Genomic DNA, 17866 nt, shown 5'->3' with positions numbered 1-17866 from the left:
TTCAGTTCAGCAAAAGACTGATCGAACACAAGACAACGGAAAAGCCACCGAAAACCAGGGAGAACGCCGATGCCGAGCTTTCGCGAGTCCCGCGACTTTCTTCTGGCCCGCCGCACCGACTACGCGGCGGCCTATGCGGGCTTCCGATGGCCGGACGCGGCGGCGTTCAACTGGGCGCTCGACTGGTTCGACGCGGATCTCGCGACCCGCCCGGAGACCCGCGACCGCCCTGCCCTGTGGATCGTCGACGCGGCCTCGGGGGCGGAGACGAAGGTTTCGTTCTCGCAGATGAGCCGGCGCTCGAACCAGGTCGCCAACCGCCTGCGGTCGCTGGGCCTGCGACGCGGCGACACCCTGCTGCTGCTGCTCGGCAACGTGCCGGCCCTGTGGGAGACGATGCTGGCGGCGATGAAGCTCGGGGCGATCGTGATCCCGGCGACCACGCTGCTGACCGACGGCGAGCTCGCCGACCGGCTCGACCGCGGGCGGCCGCGGCTGATCGTGGCCGGGGCCGATCAGGTGCCGAAGTTCGAGGGCGTCGACCTGGGGCCGGTGGTGCGCCTGACGACCGGGCCGGCCGCGCCCGGCTGGCAGCCCTACGCGGCCGCATTCTCGGCCTCCGACGCGTTCGCGCCCGACGCGGCGACCGGCGCCGACGACCCGTTCCTGCTGTACTTCACCTCCGGCACCACGGCGAAGCCCAAGCTCGTGCGGCACAGCCACCGCTCGTATCCGGTCGGCAGCCTGTCGACGATGTACTGGCTCGGGCTGCAGCCCGGCGACGTCCATTGCAACGTCTCCTCCCCCGGCTGGGCCAAGCACGCCTGGTCCTCGGTCTTCGCCCCCTGGAACGCCGGCGCCACGGTGTTCGTGGTCAACCAGGCGCCGTTCTCGGCCCCTGCCCTGCTCGCGGTGCTCGCCCGCTGCCGCGTCACCACCCTGTGCGCGCCGCCGACGGTGTGGCGGCTGATGATCCAGGAGGACCTGACCGGGCACGACCTGGCGCTGCGCGAGGTCTGCGCCGCCGGCGAGCCGCTGAACCCGGAGGTGATCGAGCGGGTGCGCGACGCCTGGGGCCTGACCATCCGCGACGGCTACGGCCAGACCGAGACCACGGCCCAGGTCGCCAACACCCCGGGCCAGACGGTGAAGCCCGGCGCCATGGGCCGGCCGCTGCCGGGCTACACGGTCCGCATCCTCGACATCGACGATCAGCCGGCGGGCGAGGGCGAGGTCTGCCTCGCCCTCGGCGAGCACCGCCCGGCCGGCCTGATGCAGGGCTACGACGACGGCGCCGGCCACCTTTCCGGCGCGGACGGACCGCTCTACCGCACCGGCGACGTCGCCTTCGTCGAGCCGGACGGAACCCTGACCTTCGTCGGGCGCGCCGACGACGTGTTCAAGTCCTCCGGCTACCGCATCAGCCCGTTCGAGCTGGAGAGCGTGCTGATCGCGCATGCGGCGGTGGCCGAGGCGGCGGTGGTGCCGGCGCCCGACGCGATCCGCTACACGATCCCGAAGGCCTTCGTGTCGCTCGTCGACGGCGCGGAGGCGACGCGGGAGACCGCCCTCGACATCTTCCGCTTCACCAACGCGCGGCTCGCGACGTTCAAGCGGCTGCGGGCGATCGAGTTCGTCGCGGAGCTGCCCAAGACCATCTCCGGCAAGATCCGCCGGGTCCAGCTCCGGCGCCTGGAGCACGACGGCACCACCGACGACCCGTTCCGGGGCTTGGCCTTCGCGCAGTCGGACTTCCCGGAGCTGAAGGCCGACGAGCGGAAACCGGGCTGAGCGGTCCGGCTCAGCCGGCCGCCCGGGGAAGCCGTCCGCCGCGGGTCGTGCGCGGCGGATCGTAGGCGAGCGCCGCGTGCGCGGGCGACGGATGGCGGACCTTGGAGGGCCGGCCGGTCTCGCGCATCCGCCGGTCGGCTTCGGGCCAGTCCGGCAGGCCCGGCGCGATCCAGTGGGCGACCGAGGCCTCGTCGCACCAGCGGCTGAGCTTGCCCATCGCCGCGCGGTGGTCGCCGGCCAGCACGTAGGCGCGCATCGCCGCCTCGTCGGTCCAGGCGGTGACGGTCCAGAAGGTCAGCTTGGCGTCGTTGAGCAGCGCGCCGTCGCGGTAGCCGGCGGCCCTGGAGGCCTGCCGGCTCGACCGGATCGCGTACCACGCGAATCCGGGCACGAACCGCCAGCCGCGAAGCCGCAACCGGGTGAGGCTGATCCACGACATGGCGGCATCCCTCGCAGAGGGGCCGGCCGTACCACGTCCTGTGCCGTCCGTACCGCCGCGGAGCATCCTCAAGGGCGGCGGATGCCGGCCTGCGTGACGAACATGCGGCCCCTCAGCAGGTCAGACTCGTTTCCGCGATCGATCGATGAGGGCAACCGCTCTAGCCGCGGCGGCTGTCGAGGCGCGGACCGCCGAGGCTGATCCGGCTGCCCTGCGAACGGTGGTTGCCGTAGCTCGGGGCGGCGTAGGGGCGGCGCGACAGGTCGTAGAGGGTGTTGCCGACGAGGCCGGCGGCGCGGCGCAGCACCGCGCCGTCGCAGGTGGCCGCGATCCGGATGCCGAGCTCGTGGGTGTGGCTGCGGCCGTAGAGGTAGACCGCCAGCCGCGCGCGGGTCGCCTCGGGGATCTCGCAGACCATCGCCGACACGGTCTCCGGGTCGGCGCGGGAGATCCGGCCCAGCGCGTCGGGCGGCAGCGGGCACTCGGCGGTGGGGTCGTCGAAGCTGAGGGTCAGGGTCTGGGTCACCACGGTCGCTCCCGGCTTGAAGGCCACAGGATGGCGAGCGGATGGTTAACGAAGCGTAACGGCGTGTATCCGATCGTGTCCGGAGCGACGCCTTGCCGGGGCGCGCGTCTACGGCGCGCGGGCCTGCTCGCGCAGCACGAACTTCTGGATCTTGCCCGTGGCGGTCTTCGGCAGGGGGCCGAACACGATCCGCTTCGGCACCTTGAAGCGGGCGAGGCCGGCCCGGCAGAAGGCGACGATCTCGGCCTCGCTCGGCGGGGTCGCGCCGGCCTTGAGCTCCAGGAAGGCGCAGGGGCTCTCGCCCCATTTGGCGTCGGGCTGCGCCACCACGGCGGCGAGCATCACCGCGGGGTGGCGGGTCAGGACCTCCTCGATCTCCAGGCTGGAGATGTTCTCGCCGCCGGAGATGATGATGTCCTTGGCGCGGTCCTTGATCTCGATCTGCCCGTCGGGGTGCTGCACCGCGAGGTCGCCCGAGAGGTACCAGCCGTCGCGAAGCGTCGCGGCCGTCGCCTCGGGGTTCTTGAGGTAGCCCTTCATCACGGTGTTGCCGCGCAGGGCGATCTCGCCGACCGTGGCGCCGTCCCGCGGCACCGCCGCCAGCGTTCCGGGATCGACGACGCGCACGGCCTCGACCGTCGGCAGCGCCACGCCCTGGCGGGCCATGCGGCGGTGGCGCTCGCCGGGCTCCAACCGGTCCCAGTCGGGGCCGGGCACGCAGATCGTCGCCGGGCCGTAGCTTTCGGTGGCGCCGTAGAGGTGGGTCACCGCGAAGCCGGCCGCCTCCATCGCGGCGATCACGGTCGAGGGCGGCGCGGCGCCGCCCGTCGCGCAGCGCACCCGCTGCGGGAACGGCCTGCGCACGTCCGCGGGGGCGTTGACGATCATCGACAGCACGATCGGCGCGCCGCACAGATGCGTGACGCCGTGCTCGGCGATCGCCCGATAGATCGCAGCCGGCTCGACCCGGCGCAGGCAGACCTGGGTGCCGCCGGCCGCCACCACCGCCCAGGGGTAGGACCAGCCGCTGCAATGGAACATCGGCAGCGTCCAGAGATAGACGCTGCCCGGCGAGAGCCCGAAGGTGAGCGCGTTGCCGAGGGCCTGGAGGTAGGCGCCGCGGTGGCTGTAGACCGCGCCCTTCGGGTCGCCGGTGGTGCCCGAGGTGTAGAGCAGGCAGAGCGACTGCCACTCGTCGTCCGGCCCCGGCCCGACGAAGTCCGGGTCGCCCTCCGCGACGAGGTCCTCGTAGGCGAGGCCGCCGCCCCCGGGGTCGTCCACGGCGATCACCAGGATCGGGTTCGGGACGGCCTCCAGCGCCTCGGCGGCGAGCGCCCGGAACGGCGCGTCGACGATCAGCGCCCGCGCCCCGCCATGGGTCAGCGAGGCGGCGAGCGTGGCGGCGTCGAGGCGGGTGTTGAGCGGGTTCAGCACCCCGCCGAGCATCGGCACGGCAAAGTGCGCCTCGATCATCGCGGGCACGTTGCCGGCCAGGATCGCCACCGTGTCGAGCCGGCCGATCCCGCGCCCCCCCAGCGCCGCGGCGAGGCGGCGGCAGCGGGCGTCGAGCGCGCGGTAGGTCAGGCGCCGGTCGCCGTCGATCACCGCCAAGCGGTCGGCGAAGGCGTCGGCGGCGCGCGCCAGGAAGCTCACGGGCGTCAGCGCCGCGCAGTTCGCGGCCGAGCGGTCGAGCCCGGTTTCGAACGGGCTCATGCGCCCACCCTCCCCGCGCCTCCGCCGGCCCGGGTCACAGCGGACGCCGGGTGATCCGCGCGATCAGGCCGACGATGCCCTCGCGGAACAGCAGCACGCAGAGCACGAAGACCACGCCCTGGATGATCGTCACCCAGGCGCCGAACTGCGCAAGGTAGGTCTCCATCGTGACGATCACCAGCGCGCCGATGATCGGCCCGAACACCGTGCCCATGCCGCCGACCAGCGTCATCAGCACCACCTCGCCCGACATCGCCCAGTGCACGTCGGTGAGGGAGGCGAGCTGGAACACGATCGCCTTGGTGGAGCCGGCGAGCCCCGCGAGCGTCGCCGAGAGCACGAACACCGCGAGCTTGTACTGGTTCACCCGGTAGCCGAGCGAGATCGCGCGGGGCTCGTTGTCGCGGATCGCCTTCAGCACCTGCCCGAACGGCGAGTGGATGATGCGATAGATCAGCAGCAGGCCGCCCATGAACACCAGAGCCACGAGGCCGTAGAGTGCGCGGTCGTCGGCGAGGCTGATCGTGCCGAACAGGGCGCCGCGCGGCACCGCCTGGATCCCGTCCTCGCCGCCGGTGAACTTGGCCTGGAGCGAGAAGAAGAACGCCATCTGCGCGAGCGCCAGCGTGATCATCGAGAAGTAGATGCCCTGGCGCCGGATCGCGAGCGCCCCGAAGACCAGCCCGAGCAGCGCCGCCGTCAGCGTGCCGCAGAGGATCGCGAGTTCCGGGCTCAGGCCCCAGACCTTGGCCGCGTAGGCGCAGAGATAGCTCGCCATCCCGAAATACGCGGCGTGCCCGAAGGAGAGCAGGCCGCCGTAGCCGAGCAGAAGGTTGAACGCGAGCGCGAACAGCCCGAAGCACAGCACCTTCATCAGGAACACGGGGTAGAGCACGAACGGCGCCACCGCGAGGAACACGGCGATGCCGAGCATGATCCTGCGATGCAGGGCGCGGTCGTCCCTGCCTTCGGAAATGACCGGGGCGATGGCGGCGTCCGCGGGAGCGAGGGCGGCGGTGTCGGCCATGTCAGAATCCGTCTGTCTGGATGGCCATCGACCGTGAACGGCCGATGGCGTCCGCCGCACCTGCGGCGACGCGCGGTCGCGCTTGCCGCCGACCGCGCGTGGGCGGGCCGGCCTCGGCGCTCGTCGGCGTGGGCTGGCGCATCAGGCCGCCCGCCCGAACAGGCCGGCGGGCTTCACCAGCAGCACCAGCACCATGATCACGAAGATCACGGTGGCCGAGGCCTCGGGATAGAACACCTTGGTCAGCCCCTCGATCAGCCCGAGGCCGAACCCGGTGATGACCGAGCCGAGGATCGAGCCCATGCCGCCGATCACCACCACGGCGAAGACCACGATGATGATGTCGGCGCCCATGTTGGGGTTGACCGAGTAGATCGGCGCAGCGAGCACCCCGGCGAAGCCTGCGAGCGCGACGCCGAAGCCGTAGGTCAGGGTCAGGAACAGGGGCACGTTGACGCCGAAGGCCTGGACCAGGGTCGGGTTCTCGGTTGCCGCGCGCAGGTACGAGCCGAGCTTGGTCTTCTCGATGACGAGCCAAGTGGCCAGGCACACGGCCAGCGACGCGACCACGACCCAGGCGCGGTAGTTCGGCAGAAACATGAACGGCAGGCGCTGCCCGCCGGAGAGTTCCGGCGGGATCGCGTAGGGCAGGCCCGAGACGCCGTAGTAGTTGCGGAACAGCCCCTGGATGATCAGCGCCATGCCGAAGGTCAGCAGCAGGCCGTAGAGGTGGTCGAGCTTGTACAGGCGCGCGATCAGCACCCGCTCGAGCACGATGCCGAAGGCGCCGACGAGGAGCGGTGCCAGGGCCAGCGCCCACCAGTAGTTGACCCCGAGGTAGTTGAGCAGCATCCAGGCGACGAAGGCGCCCATCATGTACAGCGCCCCGTGGGCGAAGTTGATGATGTTCAGGAGCCCGAAGATGATCGCCAGCCCCAGGCTGAGGATCGCGTAGAACGAGCCGTTGATCAGCCCGAGCAGGAGCTGGCCGAACAGCGCCTGCATCGGCACGCCGAAGATCGTGGTCATCGCAACCCAGCCATCGTCTGCCCCGACGCCGCGGCGCGCCGTGCGCCGCGGGAGAACGCCAACCGCTCAGCCCTTTACGAGGGGGCAGCCGCCCTCGTTCAGCGGGCGGAACACCTCGTTGCCGGGGATGGTGGCCAGCAGCTTGTAGAGGTCCCACTCGCCCTTGGACTCGGCGGGCTTCTTGACCTCGAACAGGTACATGTCGTGGATCTTGCGCCCGTCGACGCGGATCGTGCCCTTGCCGAACAGCGGGTCGTCGGTCGGCATGTCCTTCATCCTGGCGACGACCCTGGCGCCGTCGGAGGCCGCCTTCAGCGCCTCCACCGCCTTGAGGTAGTGGAGCGTGCCTGCGTAGACGCCGGCATGGTTGGCGGTGGGCTTCTTGCCGCCCATCTGCTTGGCGAAGCGGTCCGAGAAGGCGCGGGTGGCGTCGGTGAGGTCCCAGTAGAACGGCTCGGTCAGGACGAGCCCCTGGGCCACCTTGGTGCCGAGCGAATGCACGTCGGAGGAGAAGACGAGGAGGCCGGCCAGCGCCTGCCCGCCCTCGGTGATGCCGAACTCGCCGGCCTGCTTGATCGCGTTGATGGTGTCGCCGCCGGCGTTGGCGAGCCCGATCACCTTGGCGCCCGACCCCTGCGCCTGCAGCAGGAACGAGGAGAAGTCGGCGGTCGGGAACGGGGTCTTGACCGAGCCGACGACCTTGCCGCCGTTCTTGGTGACGACCGCGGTGGTGTCGCGCTGGAGCGTCTGGCCGAAGACGTAGTCGGCGGTGAGGAAGAACCAGGTGTCGCCGCCGCGCTTGACCATGGCGCCGCCGGTGCCGTTGGCGAGCGCCACCGTGTCGTAGACCCAGTGCACGGTGTTGGGGGTGCATTGCACGCCGGTGAGGTCGGCGGTGCCGGCGCCGGTGTCGATGAAGGTCCTGTTCTTCTCCTTGGTGACCTGGTTGATCGCCAGGGCCACGGAGGAGGTCACGCCGTCGATGATCATGTCGACGCCGTCGCGGTCGTACCATTGCCGCGCGATCGCCGAGCCGACGTCGGGCTTGTTCTGGTGGTCGGCCGAGATGACCTCGACCTTGAGGCCCTTGTCGGCGGCCTTGAAGTCCTCGACCGCCATCCGGGCGGCCACGAGCGAGCCCTCGCCCGCGATGTCGGCGTAGACGCCGGAGCGGTCGGTGAGCACGCCGATCTTGACCGGCGTCTGACCCTGCGCGGCCGCCGCCGTCAGGGTCCCCAGCGCGGCGGCAAGCAGCATTCGTCTCAGCATCCGGTCCGTCCTCCTCGGTGCGCCGGCCGTTTTACGCGTCGGGGCCAAGTGCCCGTCCGTCGTCGGCCTCGTGCGTCGCGTTTCTCTTCGTATGAGGACTCTAGAAGTCCGTCGATGCCCGAGGTCTTCAGACCCCGAGATAGGCGTGGAGCTTGTCGATATTGGCGTCAAGCGCGTCGTTGGCGATCTCGTCGACCACCCGCCCCTGCTCGATCACCACGTGGCGGTCGGCGAGCGTCTGGGCGAAGCGGAAGTTCTGCTCGACGAGAACAATGGTGTAGCCGCGGCCCTTCAGCTCCCGGATCGTCCGGCCGATCTGCTGGACGATGACGGGGGCGAGCCCCTCGGTCGGCTCGTCCAGCAGGATCAGCTTGGCGCCGGTGCGCAGGATGCGGCCGATGGCCAGCATCTGCTGCTCGCCGCCCGAGAGCTTGGTGCCCTGGCTGCCGGCCCGCTCCGCGAGGTTCGGGAACAGGGTGTGGATCTCGGCCACCGACATGCCGCCCGGCTTCACGATCGGCGGCAGCATCAGGTTCTCGGCCACCGTGAGGCTCGCGAAGATTCCGCGCTCCTCCGGCACGTAGCCGAGGCCGAGCCGCGCGATGTTGCGCGAGGCCATCCCGATCGTCTCGACGCCCTCGTAGGTGATCGAGCCGGCGCGGCGCGCCAGGATGCCGATGATGGCGCGCAGCGTCGTGGTCTTGCCCGCGCCGTTGCGGCCCAGCAGCGTCACCACCTCGCCGGCCCGCACGTCGAGGTCGATCCCGTGCAGGACGTGGCTCTCGCCGTACCAGCCCTCCAGGCCGCGCACCGCCAGCAGGGCGTCCGAGCTCGCGCGCGGAACGGTCTTCAGCGCCGCCTCAGCCATGCCCGGCCCCGATATACGCCTCGATCACGCGCGGATCCTTCGACACGGTGGCGTAGTCGCCCTCCGCCAGCACCTGGCCGCGGGCGAGCACGGTGATCCGGTCGGAGAGCGAGGCGACCACCGACAGGTTGTGCTCGACCATCAGGATGGTGCGGTCCTTGCCGACCCGCCGGATCAGGGCCGCGGTGCGCTCGACGTCCTCGTGGCCCATCCCGGCCATCGGCTCGTCGAGCAACAGCATCTCGGGATCGAGCGCCAGGGTGGTGGCGATCTCGAGCGCGCGCTTGCGGCCGTAGGACAGCTCCACCGCCTGGTGGCCGGCGAATTCCGATAGGCCGACCTGGTCGACGAGGTCCAGGGCCTCGGCATCGAGGCGGCGCAGCACCGTCTCGGCGCGCCAGAAGTCGAAGGAGTCGCCGTGCTTGCGCCGCTGCAGCGCGATGCGGACGTTCTCCATCACCGTGAGGTGGGGGAACACCGCCGAGATCTGGAACGAGCGCACCAGCCCGAGCCGGGCGACGTCGGCCGGCTGCAGGCGGCTGATGTCGCGGCCCTTGTAATGGATCGCGCCGGCCGTGGGGCTGAGGAACTTGGTGAGAAGGTTGAAGCAGGTGGTCTTGCCGGCGCCGTTCGGGCCGATCAGCGCGTGGATGGTGCCGCGCACAACCTCGAGCGTCACGCCGTTGACGGCGCGGAACCCCTTAAACTCCTTGGTCAACCTGGTCGTGGACAGGATGATGTCCTGTGCCAAACGCAACCCTCCCCTGCATCTTTAGCAGGATGTATCGCCGGAAGCGCCGGCGGCGTCCATCGCGTTTTCGAAGGCGGCGCGAACATTCCCCGGCCGATGACACCCCTTCCGGCAGCGGAAAGCGTGACAGTCAGGGGCAGGTTGTCCGGCCGGCGCTTGCCGGCCGCATCGCAGAATGCCAGTCTGACCGCGTCCGCATAAAGCGATACGGGAGAGCCCAGATCGGTCCGACGACCGATCATGGCGCCGACGGAGCAACCACCCCCGGAAACTCTCAGGCACAATCACCGTATCGTTGGACGATCTGGAGAGAGGCGCCACCTGGCGCCCACCGAAGGAGAAACCTCGGAGACCGCCGACGCGGCGTCCGGGGGAAGCTCTCAGGTAACCGCGACAGATGGGGGCATCCGAGGAACGCATCCGCGTTCTTCGGCGGCTCGTCGTCGTGGAAACACCAGATGCATGCGGACCCCCTCGCGACCGTCGACACCCCCCGCGCTTCCGGCCTGCTGCGCAACCCGCTGCACGCCCTGCATCTGCGCCGCGGCGCGCGGATGGTGCCGTTCTCCGGCTACGACATGCCGTTGCACTATCCCGCCGGGCTGCTGAAGGAGCACATTCACACCCGCGCGAACGCCGGCCTGTTCGACGTGTCCCATATGGGCCAGATCGCGCTCGCGGCGGACGACCCGGCCGAGGCCGCCCGCGCCCTCGAGGCCCTGATCCCGGCCGACATCGTCGGGCTGAAGCCCGGCCGGCAGCGCTACGGCCTGCTGACCGACGCCGCCGGCGGCATCCGCGACGACCTGATGGTGGGCAATCTCGGCGACCGGCTGGTGCTGGTGGTCAACGCTGCCAACAAGGCGGCCGACCTCGCCCATCTCCGGGCCTACCTTCCCGCCGCGGTGACGGCGACGGCGCTCGACCGCGCGCTGATCGCGCTCCAGGGCCCGAAGGCGGAAGCCGCCCTGGCGCGCATCGCCCCGCAGGTCGCGGCGATGCGCTTCATGGATGCGGCGGAGGTTCCGATCCTCGGGCATGCCTGCCTCGTGACCCGCTCCGGCTACACCGGCGAGGACGGCTTCGAGATCTCGCTGCCGGACGTCGCCGCCGAGGCCGTCGCCGAGGCCCTGCTCGCGGACGCGGCGGTGATGCCGATCGGGCTCGGCGCCCGCGATTCGCTTCGGCTCGAAGCTGGCCTGTGCCTGCACGGCGCCGATATCGGCCCCGACACCTCGCCGGTCGAAGCCGGCCTGGCCTGGGCGATCCCGTCCGTGCGCCGCATCGGCGGCGCGCGCGCCGGCGGCTTCCCGGGCGACGCCCGGATCCTCGCCGAGATCGCCGCCGGCCCGTCCCGCCGCCGCGTCGGCCTGCGCCCGGAGGGGCGCAGCCCGGTGCGGGCGGGGGCACCGCTGTTTGCCGAGGAGGCCGGCACCGAGCCCGTCGGCACCGTCACCTCCGGCGGCTTCGGCCCGAGCCTCGGCGCGCCGGCGGCGATGGCGATGCTGCCCGTCGCGCTCGGGACCGACGGCACCCGCGTCTTCGCCGAGGTCCGCGGCCAGCGCCTGCCGGTTCGGGTCGTCCCCCTCCCCTTCGTCCCGGCCGGGTTCAAGCGCGGCCGGATCTGAAACATCCCGTCAGGAGCAAGACCATGCTGCGATTCACCGACGCGCACGAGTGGCTGAGGGCGGAGGGCGAGGTCGTCACCGTCGGCATCACGGCGCATGCCGCCGAGCAGCTCGGCGACCTCGTCTTCATCGAGCTGCCGAAGGTCGGCGCCAAGCTGTCGAAGGGCGAGGCGGCGGCCGTCGTCGAATCGGTCAAGGCGGCCTCGGACGTCTACGCCCCGCTCTCGGGCGAGGTCGTCGCGGTCAACGACGCGGCGGCGGGCGACCCGGCCGCCGTCGGCACCGATCCGCAAGGGGCCGGCTGGCTCTACCGCCTGCGCCTCGACGACCCGTCCGAGATGGACGGGCTGATGGACGAGGCCGCCTACGCCGCCCTGCCGAAGTAACCGCCTGCGACGCTCCGCCGCCGGCGCCGACGCGCCGGCGGCCTTATCGCCCTTCCAAGCCGGGATGCCGCCATGACCGCGCTTTACGACCCCTACGACTTCGCCAACCGCCGCCACATCGGCCCGACCCATGCCGAGATCGACGCGATGCTCTCGGTGGTCGCGGCCCCGAGCCTGGAGGCGCTGATCGACGACACCCTGCCCCCCGACATCCGGCAGGCGCGGCCGCTCGCGGACGACCTCGCCTTCGGCCCCGCGCTGACCGAGCGCCGGGCGATCGAGCGGATGCGCGAGATCGCCGACCGCAACCGGGTCCTCGTCTCGCTGATCGGCCAGGGCTACCACGGCACGACGATGCCGCCGGCGATCCAGCGCAACATCTTCGAGAACCCGGCCTGGTACACCGCCTACTCGCCCTACCAGCCGGAGATCAGCCAGGGACGGCTCGAGGCGCTGATCAACTTCCAGACGCTGGTCTGCGACCTCACCGGCCTCGACGTCGCCAACGCCTCGCTGCTGGACGAGGCCACAGCCGCCGCCGAGGCGATGGGCATGGCCCGCCGCGTCGCCAGCTCGAAGGCCGAGGCCTTCTTCGTCGACCGCGACTGCCTGCCCCAGACCATCGCGGTGCTGCGGACGCGCGCCGCGCCGATGGGCTGGCGCATCGTCGTCGGCGATCCCCTCGCCGACCTCGACCCGGAAGCGGTCTTCGGGGCGATCTTCCAGTATCCCGGCGTCTGCGGCGCGATCCACGACGTCTCGCGGCCGATCGCGGCCCTGCACGCGGCCGGCGCCATCGCCGCGGTCGCGGCCGATCCGCTGGCCCTGACACTGCTGAGGTCGCCCGGCGAGATGGGCGCCGACATCGCGATCGGCTCGATGCAGCGCTACGGCGTGCCGATGGGGTTCGGCGGACCGCACGCCGCCTACATGGCGACCCGCGACGCGCACAAGCGCGCGCTGCCCGGGCGCCTCGTCGGCGTCTCGGTCGACGCCCACGGACACCGTGCCTACCGCCTCGCGCTGCAGACCCGCGAGCAGCACATCCGCCGGGAGAAGGCGACCTCGAACATCTGCACCGCGCAGGTGCTGCTCGCCGTCATCGCCTCGATGTACGCGGTGTTCCACGGCCCCGCCGGGCTGAAGGCCATCGCCCAGCGCGTCCACCGCGACGCGGTGCGCCTCGCCCAGGGGCTCGCGGCGTTGGGCTTCACGGTCGAGCCCGAGCACTTCTTCGACACGATCACCGTCCGGGTCGGGGCGTTCCAGGGCGTGATCCTGGCCCAGGCGGTCGCCAACGGGGTGAACCTGCGCAAGGTCGGCGACGACCGGATCGGCATCACGGTGGACGAGCGCACCCGCCCCGACATCCTGCAGGCGGTCTGGTGCGCCTTCGGGGCGACGGATCCGATCTACGACGAGGCCTGGCCCGCGTCCCGGCTGCCGGACGGCCTTGTCCGCACCTCCGCCTACCTCACGCACCCGATCTTCCACATGAACCGGGCCGAGAGCGAGATGACGCGCTACATGCGCCGCCTCGCCGACCGCGACCTGGCGCTCGACCGGGCGATGATCCCGCTCGGCTCCTGCACGATGAAGCTCAACGCCACCGCCGAGATGCTGCCGATCTCCTGGCCGGAATTCTCGGAGATCCATCCGTTCGTGCCGGCCGATCAGGCCGCCGGGTATCACGAGCTCATCGGCGACCTGTCCGGGAAGCTGTGCGCGATCACCGGCTACGACGCGATCTCGATGCAGCCGAATTCCGGCGCGCAGGGCGAGTATGCCGGGCTGCTCGCGATCCGGCGCTACCACCTCTCCCGCGGCGCGGCGCACCGGACGATCTGCCTGATCCCGTCCTCGGCCCACGGCACCAACCCGGCCTCGGCGCAGATGTGCGGGATGAGCGTGGTGGTCGTCGGCGCCGACGCGAACGGCAACATCGACGTCGCGGATTTCCGCGCCAAGGCCGAGCGGCATTCCGACAACCTCGCGGCCTGCATGATCACCTACCCCTCGACCCACGGGGTGTTCGAGGTGCGGGTGCGCGAGCTCTGCGACGTCGTCCACGCCCATGGCGGCCAGGTGTACCTCGACGGGGCCAACCTCAACGCGCTGGTCGGGCTGGCCCGGCCCGGCGACATCGGCGCCGACGTCAGCCACCTCAACCTGCACAAGACCTTCTGCATCCCGCACGGCGGCGGCGGGCCCGGCATGGGGCCGATCGGCGTCAAGGCACACCTGATCCCGTTCCTGCCCTCCGATCCGCGCTCGGGCGAGGAGGGGGCGGTCTCGGCGGCCCCCTACGGCTCGGCCTCGATCCTGCCGATCTCCTGGAGCTACTGCCTGATGATGGGCGGGCGCGGCCTCGCCCAGGCGACCCGCGTCGCGATCCTCAACGCCAACTACATCGCCGCCCGGCTCGGCCGCGCCTACCCGATCCTCTACGCTGGCGCCAACGGCCGGGTCGCGCACGAGTGCATCGTCGACGTGCGCCCCTTCCAGAAGAGCGCCGGCATCACGGTCGAGGACATCGCCAAGCGCCTGATCGATTGCGGCTTCCACCCGCCGACCATGAGCTGGCCGGTGGCCGGCACGCTGATGATCGAGCCGACCGAATCCGAGACCCAGGCCGAGATCGATCGCTTCTGCGACGCGATGCTGGCGATCCGCGACGAGATCCGCGCCATCGAGGAGGGCCGCGCGGACCGGGCGGACAACCCCCTCAAGCACGCGCCGCACACGGTCCAGGACCTGATCGGCGCCTGGGAGCGGCCCTATTCGCGGGAGGCGGCCTGCTTCCCGTCGGGCGCGCGCGGCATCGACAAGTACTGGCCGCCGGTCAACCGCGTCGACAACGCCTACGGCGACCGCAACCTGATGTGCTCCTGCCCGGCCCCCGACAGCTACGAGGCCGCGGCGGAGTGAACCGACGCCCGCCGCGCCCCTCGGCGACGACGCGTTCCGGCCGCCGGCCGGCACGCACCCGACGTTTCGGGAGCCTCGAATGACGGTTCCGCGCCATTTGCCGACTCTTTGAGCGCCGAATGCCCGTTCCGGCACTTTCGCATGAGGAACATTCACCTCTACCGGTATTTGGAAAGTCTTTCCTCCTCGCGGCGGAGCGCCCCATGAAGATCCGGACCGGCTACACGATCGGCTACGACACGTTCGGCCCGACGGCGCTCACCTACCAGCTCAACGTCCACCCCTCGCGGGCGATCGACCTGCTCACCTCCGACGCGATGCGGGTCGATCCGCCGGTGCCGATGCGGACCTACACCGACGGGTTCGGCAACACCTGCGTGCGGCTGCTGTCGCCGGGCGGGCGCATCACGGTGTCGGCCGACTTCCTGATCGTCGACAGCGGCGAGCTCGACGCCTACGAGCCGACCGCGCAGCAATTCGCGGTGCCGGACCTGCCCGACGACGTGCTCGTGTTCCTGCTGGGCTCGCGCTATTGCGAGACCGACAAGCTCTCCGGCATCGCGTGGTCGCTGTTCGGCAACACGCAAGAGGGCTGGGCCCGGGTGCAGGCGATCGTCACCTGGGTGCACCAGCGCATCCGCTTCGACTACCAGCTCGCCGACGCCACCCGCTCGGCCTTCGACGGCTACAACCAGCAGGTCGGCGTCTGCCGCGACTACGCGCACCTCGCCGTCGCCCTGTGCCGCTGCATGAACATTCCGGCGCGCTACTGCACCGGCTATCTCGGCGACATCGGCGTGCCGGTCGACATCAACCCGATGGACTTCTCCGCCTGGTTCGAGGTCTACCTGAACGGCCCGAACGGTGGCCGCTGGTACACCTTCGACGCCCGCCACGACGCGCGCCGGATCGGCCGCATTGTCATCGCGCGCGGCCGCGACGCCACCGACGTCGCGATCTCCACCAGCTTCGGCACGGCGCTGCTGGCGCAGTTCGACGTCCACACCGACGCGGTGCCCGACGACTTCGTGCTGATGCAGGCCGCCTGAGCGTCCGCCCGCGCCAGGGCATCCCGCCGCAGCGACGGATCGCGGGATGGCCGCGCGGGACTCCCCCCGGTATCCGCCCGCCATGGATCCGACCGCGCTCGCCCTGATGGCCACCGCCCTCACCTATTCCGGCTACCTCGTGCTGCTCGGGTGGCGCTGACGAGCGTGTTCCATCTCGCCGCGGCGAAGACGGGTTTGGATGCCTGGGCCGGCTCGAGCCCGTGAAGCTGCATCGTCGGGCACTTCGGGCCGCGTGGGCAGTGGTTCGAGTCCTGGGACGATGCCGGCGACGGGCTTCGCGCAGGCGATTCCTGTCCCAAGCCGCATCGGCCGTGACGATGTCGACCCGAAGGTGGGTGATCAGGCTCTCGGCCTGAGGCGCACCGCCCCTCCGGCCCGCGCCGAGGGTGAAGCACAACCGGGCAGCCTGGGCCGTGCAAGGCGAAATGGATCCGACTGCTCCGCCGGCCGCGCGAACGTCCGAGCGCCGGGTCGGACGCGGCTCGATCGCCGGCCCCCGGCGCCGACCGAAGGCCGGCGGGCGCGCGCGATGGTGGCATCCACGATCGGGTCTTCGAAGCCGGGATCGTCCGACAGCGCCCCGGAGATCTGCCGCCACCCCCCTCTCCGGTTCCGGCAGCCGAACCGACGAAGCACGCCGTTCTGCTCGGAGCCTCCGGCGGATCGCGTCGAGGCCAGCCGCGGCGCTGGATCCAGAGGACGCCCCCGACGAACGTCCGGTCGTCGCACCGGGCCGCGCCCTTCAGGTCCGGCCCCCCCAATGATCAGGGGCGCCCAGCGCTTCCACGGCCCGTCGCCGAGAACCAATAAATATAATTTTTCTAAGTAACCTCTTCAGTAATCAAAAACCGACTTGTATATCGCAATAAATCAAGGTATTTCATGAGGCGCATGACTTTTGCTTCAGTAAATAGCCTGGATTTTTCCCTCATCCCGGCTGCGTCGTGAAGTCGTCTCTTAGACTTGCAAGACTGCAAATTTCCGCAATTCTATGTTGTTGATGTCGAAGATAAGGACGTGCTATCAAATATATACTCGAAAGACGATTGCAAGACGACGGCCTTGCAGGGCGTAACTTAACTGTTTATCGGAATTTACGTAAGCCATCCTTCCCCGAAGGCCAAGCAGAATCGGCTGCCTACGGGGCTCTTTGGCCTTGCGGAGCCAGTCAGGCCATGAAAACCAAACGGTTTCCGCCCTGCCTCCCGCCGGTTGATCTGTGTTGCGGCATTCATCCATTGCATCCATCAAACGCATGATGTAACGAGGCCAAGCGATTCCTAGCATCACACGTGTGGTATACATGGAGTGGCAGATGTCGGATCTGGCAAAAGTCGGATTATATTGCGATGAAGCAAGGAATATTATTGCGCGCGCAGAGGAAACTTTTCTTTGCTTGAGCGAGGGCGGCGCTTGCTTGGGACATAAATTGATGGCCGCCCAGAATTTCGCGGCGCTGAAGCGGCTCGGTCAAATCATCGATCGGCATGATTGTCTTATAAGCTCGAGATCGCCTATCAACGCTGTTGAGATTCCCGTTGTCATCAAGCGGCGCTGGTGGGCAATCGTGCTAGGGCGCAACAAAGGCAATGATCGCACCTTCGAGACGCCGACCTCGGCCGCTTTCATCCCGTCCGAAATCGAAACGCATGGGAATTCGTCGACGATGACGGGTTCCGACAAATAGGTCCTGGTCTCCGGTCACGGCCTGTCGCAGGACCGTTGTGCTCGTCATCGAGGCGCCGGCATGTTCAAGCCCCTGCTGATCTGGCCGGCGGTGCTGGCCTTAAGCGCGAGGATCCTTGTCGCCGAGATGATCAATCCTCCATCGTCGAGCCAGGCGGTGGACATCGAGGCGCTCGTTGATGAGGCGGCCCGGATTCTGGAAACGCACGGTGCGGAAGCATTCGGAGATTTTCGAAAGAAGAATACGTTCTGGCGTCATGGGGACGTATACCTGTTCGTCGTCGACATGCAGGGCACCGTCCTGTTCAACGCCGCTCATCCGGATCGCGAGGGACGGGATCTGTTCAACGAGCGCGATGCCGACGGGAACCGATTTCACAAAGACTTCATCGATGTCGTCAATAGGTTCGGCGCCGGCTGGGTCGACTACATGTTTCCCAAGCCCGGTTCATCGATACCGTCCGTCAAGTGGAGCTATGTCTGCGGAACGCGCGTCGGAGGCGTGGCTGCGCTCGTGGGCGCCGGCGTCTATGTCGATTGACCGCGTTGCAGCGACGCCCGTGGCGGACGGCTCGGGCGCCTTCGCAAGGCGCGATGGGAGAGCTTCTCGGCCTGGACGCAGGTCTTTAGAGCGCCTAACAGAACGGCACCCTGAGCGTTGATGTGCGTTGGTGTTTCATGGCCCGCGCACTTCTTCCCGACGATCTCTGGGACGAGATCGCCCCGCTGCTTCCGCCTCCCCGACCCCGTCCGAA

15 protein-coding genes and 1 riboswitch are annotated in these 17866 nt (G+C 69.7%); of the genes, 7 read left to right on the top strand and 8 right to left on the bottom strand.

Features of this window, described 5'->3' with window-relative positions; all coding sequences use genetic code 11:
- Positions 1-69 precede the first annotated feature (69 nt).
- Positions 70-1791: an AMP-binding protein gene (locus tag FV227_RS14290; RefSeq protein ID WP_147728086.1), complete on the top strand. Its 1722-nt coding sequence runs from the start codon at positions 70-72 to the stop codon at positions 1789-1791.
- 10 nt (positions 1792-1801) lie between these two features.
- On the opposite strand, the gene FV227_RS14285 is transcribed toward FV227_RS14290, so the two are convergent.
- The 8 genes from FV227_RS14285 to FV227_RS14250 form a co-directional block, all read right to left on the bottom strand.
- The gene (locus tag FV227_RS14285; protein ID WP_147728085.1) at positions 1802-2230 is read right to left on the bottom strand and encodes a DUF3291 domain-containing protein; all 429 of its coding nucleotides are present in this window, start codon (positions 2228-2230) and stop codon (positions 1802-1804) included.
- Positions 2231-2390: 160 nt separating this feature from the next.
- Positions 2391-2756, bottom strand: a complete 366-nt coding sequence (locus FV227_RS14280; protein WP_147728084.1) for a hypothetical protein — start codon at positions 2754-2756, stop codon at positions 2391-2393.
- A gap of 108 nt (positions 2757-2864) precedes the next feature.
- Entirely contained in the window at positions 2865-4469 is a 1605-nt protein-coding gene (locus tag FV227_RS14275; protein WP_147859257.1) for an AMP-binding protein, read from the bottom strand.
- 34 nt (positions 4470-4503) lie between these two features.
- Positions 4504-5496 carry a branched-chain amino acid ABC transporter permease gene (locus FV227_RS14270; protein WP_147728195.1) on the bottom strand — a complete coding sequence of 331 codons (993 nt, stop codon included), beginning with the start codon at positions 5494-5496 and terminating at the stop codon, positions 4504-4506.
- A gap of 141 nt (positions 5497-5637) precedes the next feature.
- Positions 5638-6525 (bottom strand): branched-chain amino acid ABC transporter permease, encoded by an 888-nt coding sequence (locus FV227_RS14265; RefSeq protein WP_147728196.1) that lies wholly within the window; start codon positions 6523-6525, stop codon positions 5638-5640.
- A 66-nt stretch (positions 6526-6591) separates the two neighbouring features.
- Positions 6592-7782: an ABC transporter substrate-binding protein gene (locus tag FV227_RS14260; RefSeq protein ID WP_243948813.1), complete on the bottom strand. Its 1191-nt coding sequence runs from the start codon at positions 7780-7782 to the stop codon at positions 6592-6594.
- Positions 7783-7921: 139 nt separating this feature from the next.
- Positions 7922-8662 carry an ABC transporter ATP-binding protein gene (locus tag FV227_RS14255; protein ID WP_147728198.1) on the bottom strand — a complete coding sequence of 247 codons (741 nt, stop codon included), beginning with the start codon at positions 8660-8662 and terminating at the stop codon, positions 7922-7924.
- Positions 8655-9413 (bottom strand): ABC transporter ATP-binding protein, encoded by a 759-nt coding sequence (locus FV227_RS14250; RefSeq protein ID WP_147728199.1) that lies wholly within the window; start codon positions 9411-9413, stop codon positions 8655-8657. Before FV227_RS14250 ends, FV227_RS14255 begins: the two co-directional genes overlap by 8 nt.
- A 198-nt stretch (positions 9414-9611) precedes the next feature.
- Positions 9612-9713: riboswitch (glycine riboswitch) on the top strand.
- Positions 9714-9871: 158 nt separating this feature from the next.
- On the opposite strand from FV227_RS14250, the gene gcvT reads away from it, so the two are divergent.
- The 6 genes from gcvT to FV227_RS14220 all read left to right on the top strand — a co-directional run bounded on the left by gcvT (position 9872) and on the right by FV227_RS14220 (position 17652).
- Positions 9872-11041 carry a glycine cleavage system aminomethyltransferase GcvT gene (gcvT, locus tag FV227_RS14245; protein ID WP_147859256.1) on the top strand — a complete coding sequence of 390 codons (1170 nt, stop codon included), beginning with the start codon at positions 9872-9874 and terminating at the stop codon, positions 11039-11041.
- A 23-nt stretch (positions 11042-11064) separates the two neighbouring features.
- Complete coding sequence (gcvH, locus tag FV227_RS14240; RefSeq protein ID WP_147725808.1) at positions 11065-11427, top strand: glycine cleavage system protein GcvH; 363 nt, start codon at positions 11065-11067, stop codon at positions 11425-11427.
- A 72-nt stretch (positions 11428-11499) separates the two neighbouring features.
- Positions 11500-14355 (top strand): aminomethyl-transferring glycine dehydrogenase, encoded by a 2856-nt coding sequence (gcvP, locus tag FV227_RS14235; protein ID WP_147725809.1) that lies wholly within the window; start codon positions 11500-11502, stop codon positions 14353-14355.
- A 203-nt stretch (positions 14356-14558) separates the two neighbouring features.
- Positions 14559-15404 carry a transglutaminase family protein gene (locus tag FV227_RS14230; protein WP_147725810.1) on the top strand — a complete coding sequence of 282 codons (846 nt, stop codon included), beginning with the start codon at positions 14559-14561 and terminating at the stop codon, positions 15402-15404.
- A gap of 1336 nt (positions 15405-16740) precedes the next feature.
- Positions 16741-17112, top strand: a complete 372-nt coding sequence (locus tag FV227_RS14225; protein WP_147859255.1) for a hypothetical protein — start codon at positions 16741-16743, stop codon at positions 17110-17112.
- Positions 17113-17172: 60 nt separating this feature from the next.
- On the top strand, positions 17173-17652 hold the full coding sequence (locus FV227_RS14220; RefSeq protein ID WP_147725812.1) for a cache domain-containing protein: 480 nt from the start codon (positions 17173-17175) through the stop codon (positions 17650-17652).
- Positions 17653-17866 lie beyond the last annotated feature (214 nt).

It is taken from the genome of Methylobacterium sp. WL119 (genome assembly GCF_008039875.1).
Lineage (GTDB): Bacteria > Pseudomonadota > Alphaproteobacteria > Rhizobiales > Beijerinckiaceae > Methylobacterium.
The sequence above is the reverse complement of the archived record's forward strand: the minus strand, read 5'-3'. Positions and strand labels throughout refer to the sequence as shown.

Excerpts from the sequence above, each read along its gene's own strand:
- gcvT (WP_147859256.1), top strand. The coding sequence starts at position 9,872 with ATGCATGCGGACCCCCTCGCGACCGTCGACACCCCCCGCGCTTCCGGC.
- FV227_RS14225 (WP_147859255.1), top strand. The coding sequence starts at position 16,741 with ATGTCGGATCTGGCAAAAGTCGGATTATATTGCGATGAAGCAAGGAAT.
- FV227_RS14270 (WP_147728195.1), bottom strand. The coding sequence starts at position 5,496 with ATGGCCGACACCGCCGCCCTCGCTCCCGCGGACGCCGCCATCGCCCCG.
- FV227_RS14260 (WP_243948813.1), bottom strand. The coding sequence starts at position 7,782 with ATGCTGCTTGCCGCCGCGCTGGGGACCCTGACGGCGGCGGCCGCGCAG.
- FV227_RS14285 (WP_147728085.1), bottom strand. The coding sequence starts at position 2,230 with ATGTCGTGGATCAGCCTCACCCGGTTGCGGCTTCGCGGCTGGCGGTTC.
- gcvP (WP_147725809.1), top strand. The coding sequence starts at position 11,500 with ATGACCGCGCTTTACGACCCCTACGACTTCGCCAACCGCCGCCACATC.
- FV227_RS14220 (WP_147725812.1), top strand. The coding sequence starts at position 17,173 with ATGTTCAAGCCCCTGCTGATCTGGCCGGCGGTGCTGGCCTTAAGCGCG.
- FV227_RS14290 (WP_147728086.1), top strand. The coding sequence starts at position 70 with ATGCCGAGCTTTCGCGAGTCCCGCGACTTTCTTCTGGCCCGCCGCACC.
- gcvH (WP_147725808.1), top strand. The coding sequence starts at position 11,065 with ATGCTGCGATTCACCGACGCGCACGAGTGGCTGAGGGCGGAGGGCGAG.
- FV227_RS14230 (WP_147725810.1), top strand. The coding sequence starts at position 14,559 with ATGAAGATCCGGACCGGCTACACGATCGGCTACGACACGTTCGGCCCG.
- FV227_RS14255 (WP_147728198.1), bottom strand. The coding sequence starts at position 8,662 with ATGGCTGAGGCGGCGCTGAAGACCGTTCCGCGCGCGAGCTCGGACGCC.
- FV227_RS14265 (WP_147728196.1), bottom strand. The coding sequence starts at position 6,525 with ATGACCACGATCTTCGGCGTGCCGATGCAGGCGCTGTTCGGCCAGCTC.
- FV227_RS14275 (WP_147859257.1), bottom strand. The coding sequence starts at position 4,469 with ATGAGCCCGTTCGAAACCGGGCTCGACCGCTCGGCCGCGAACTGCGCG.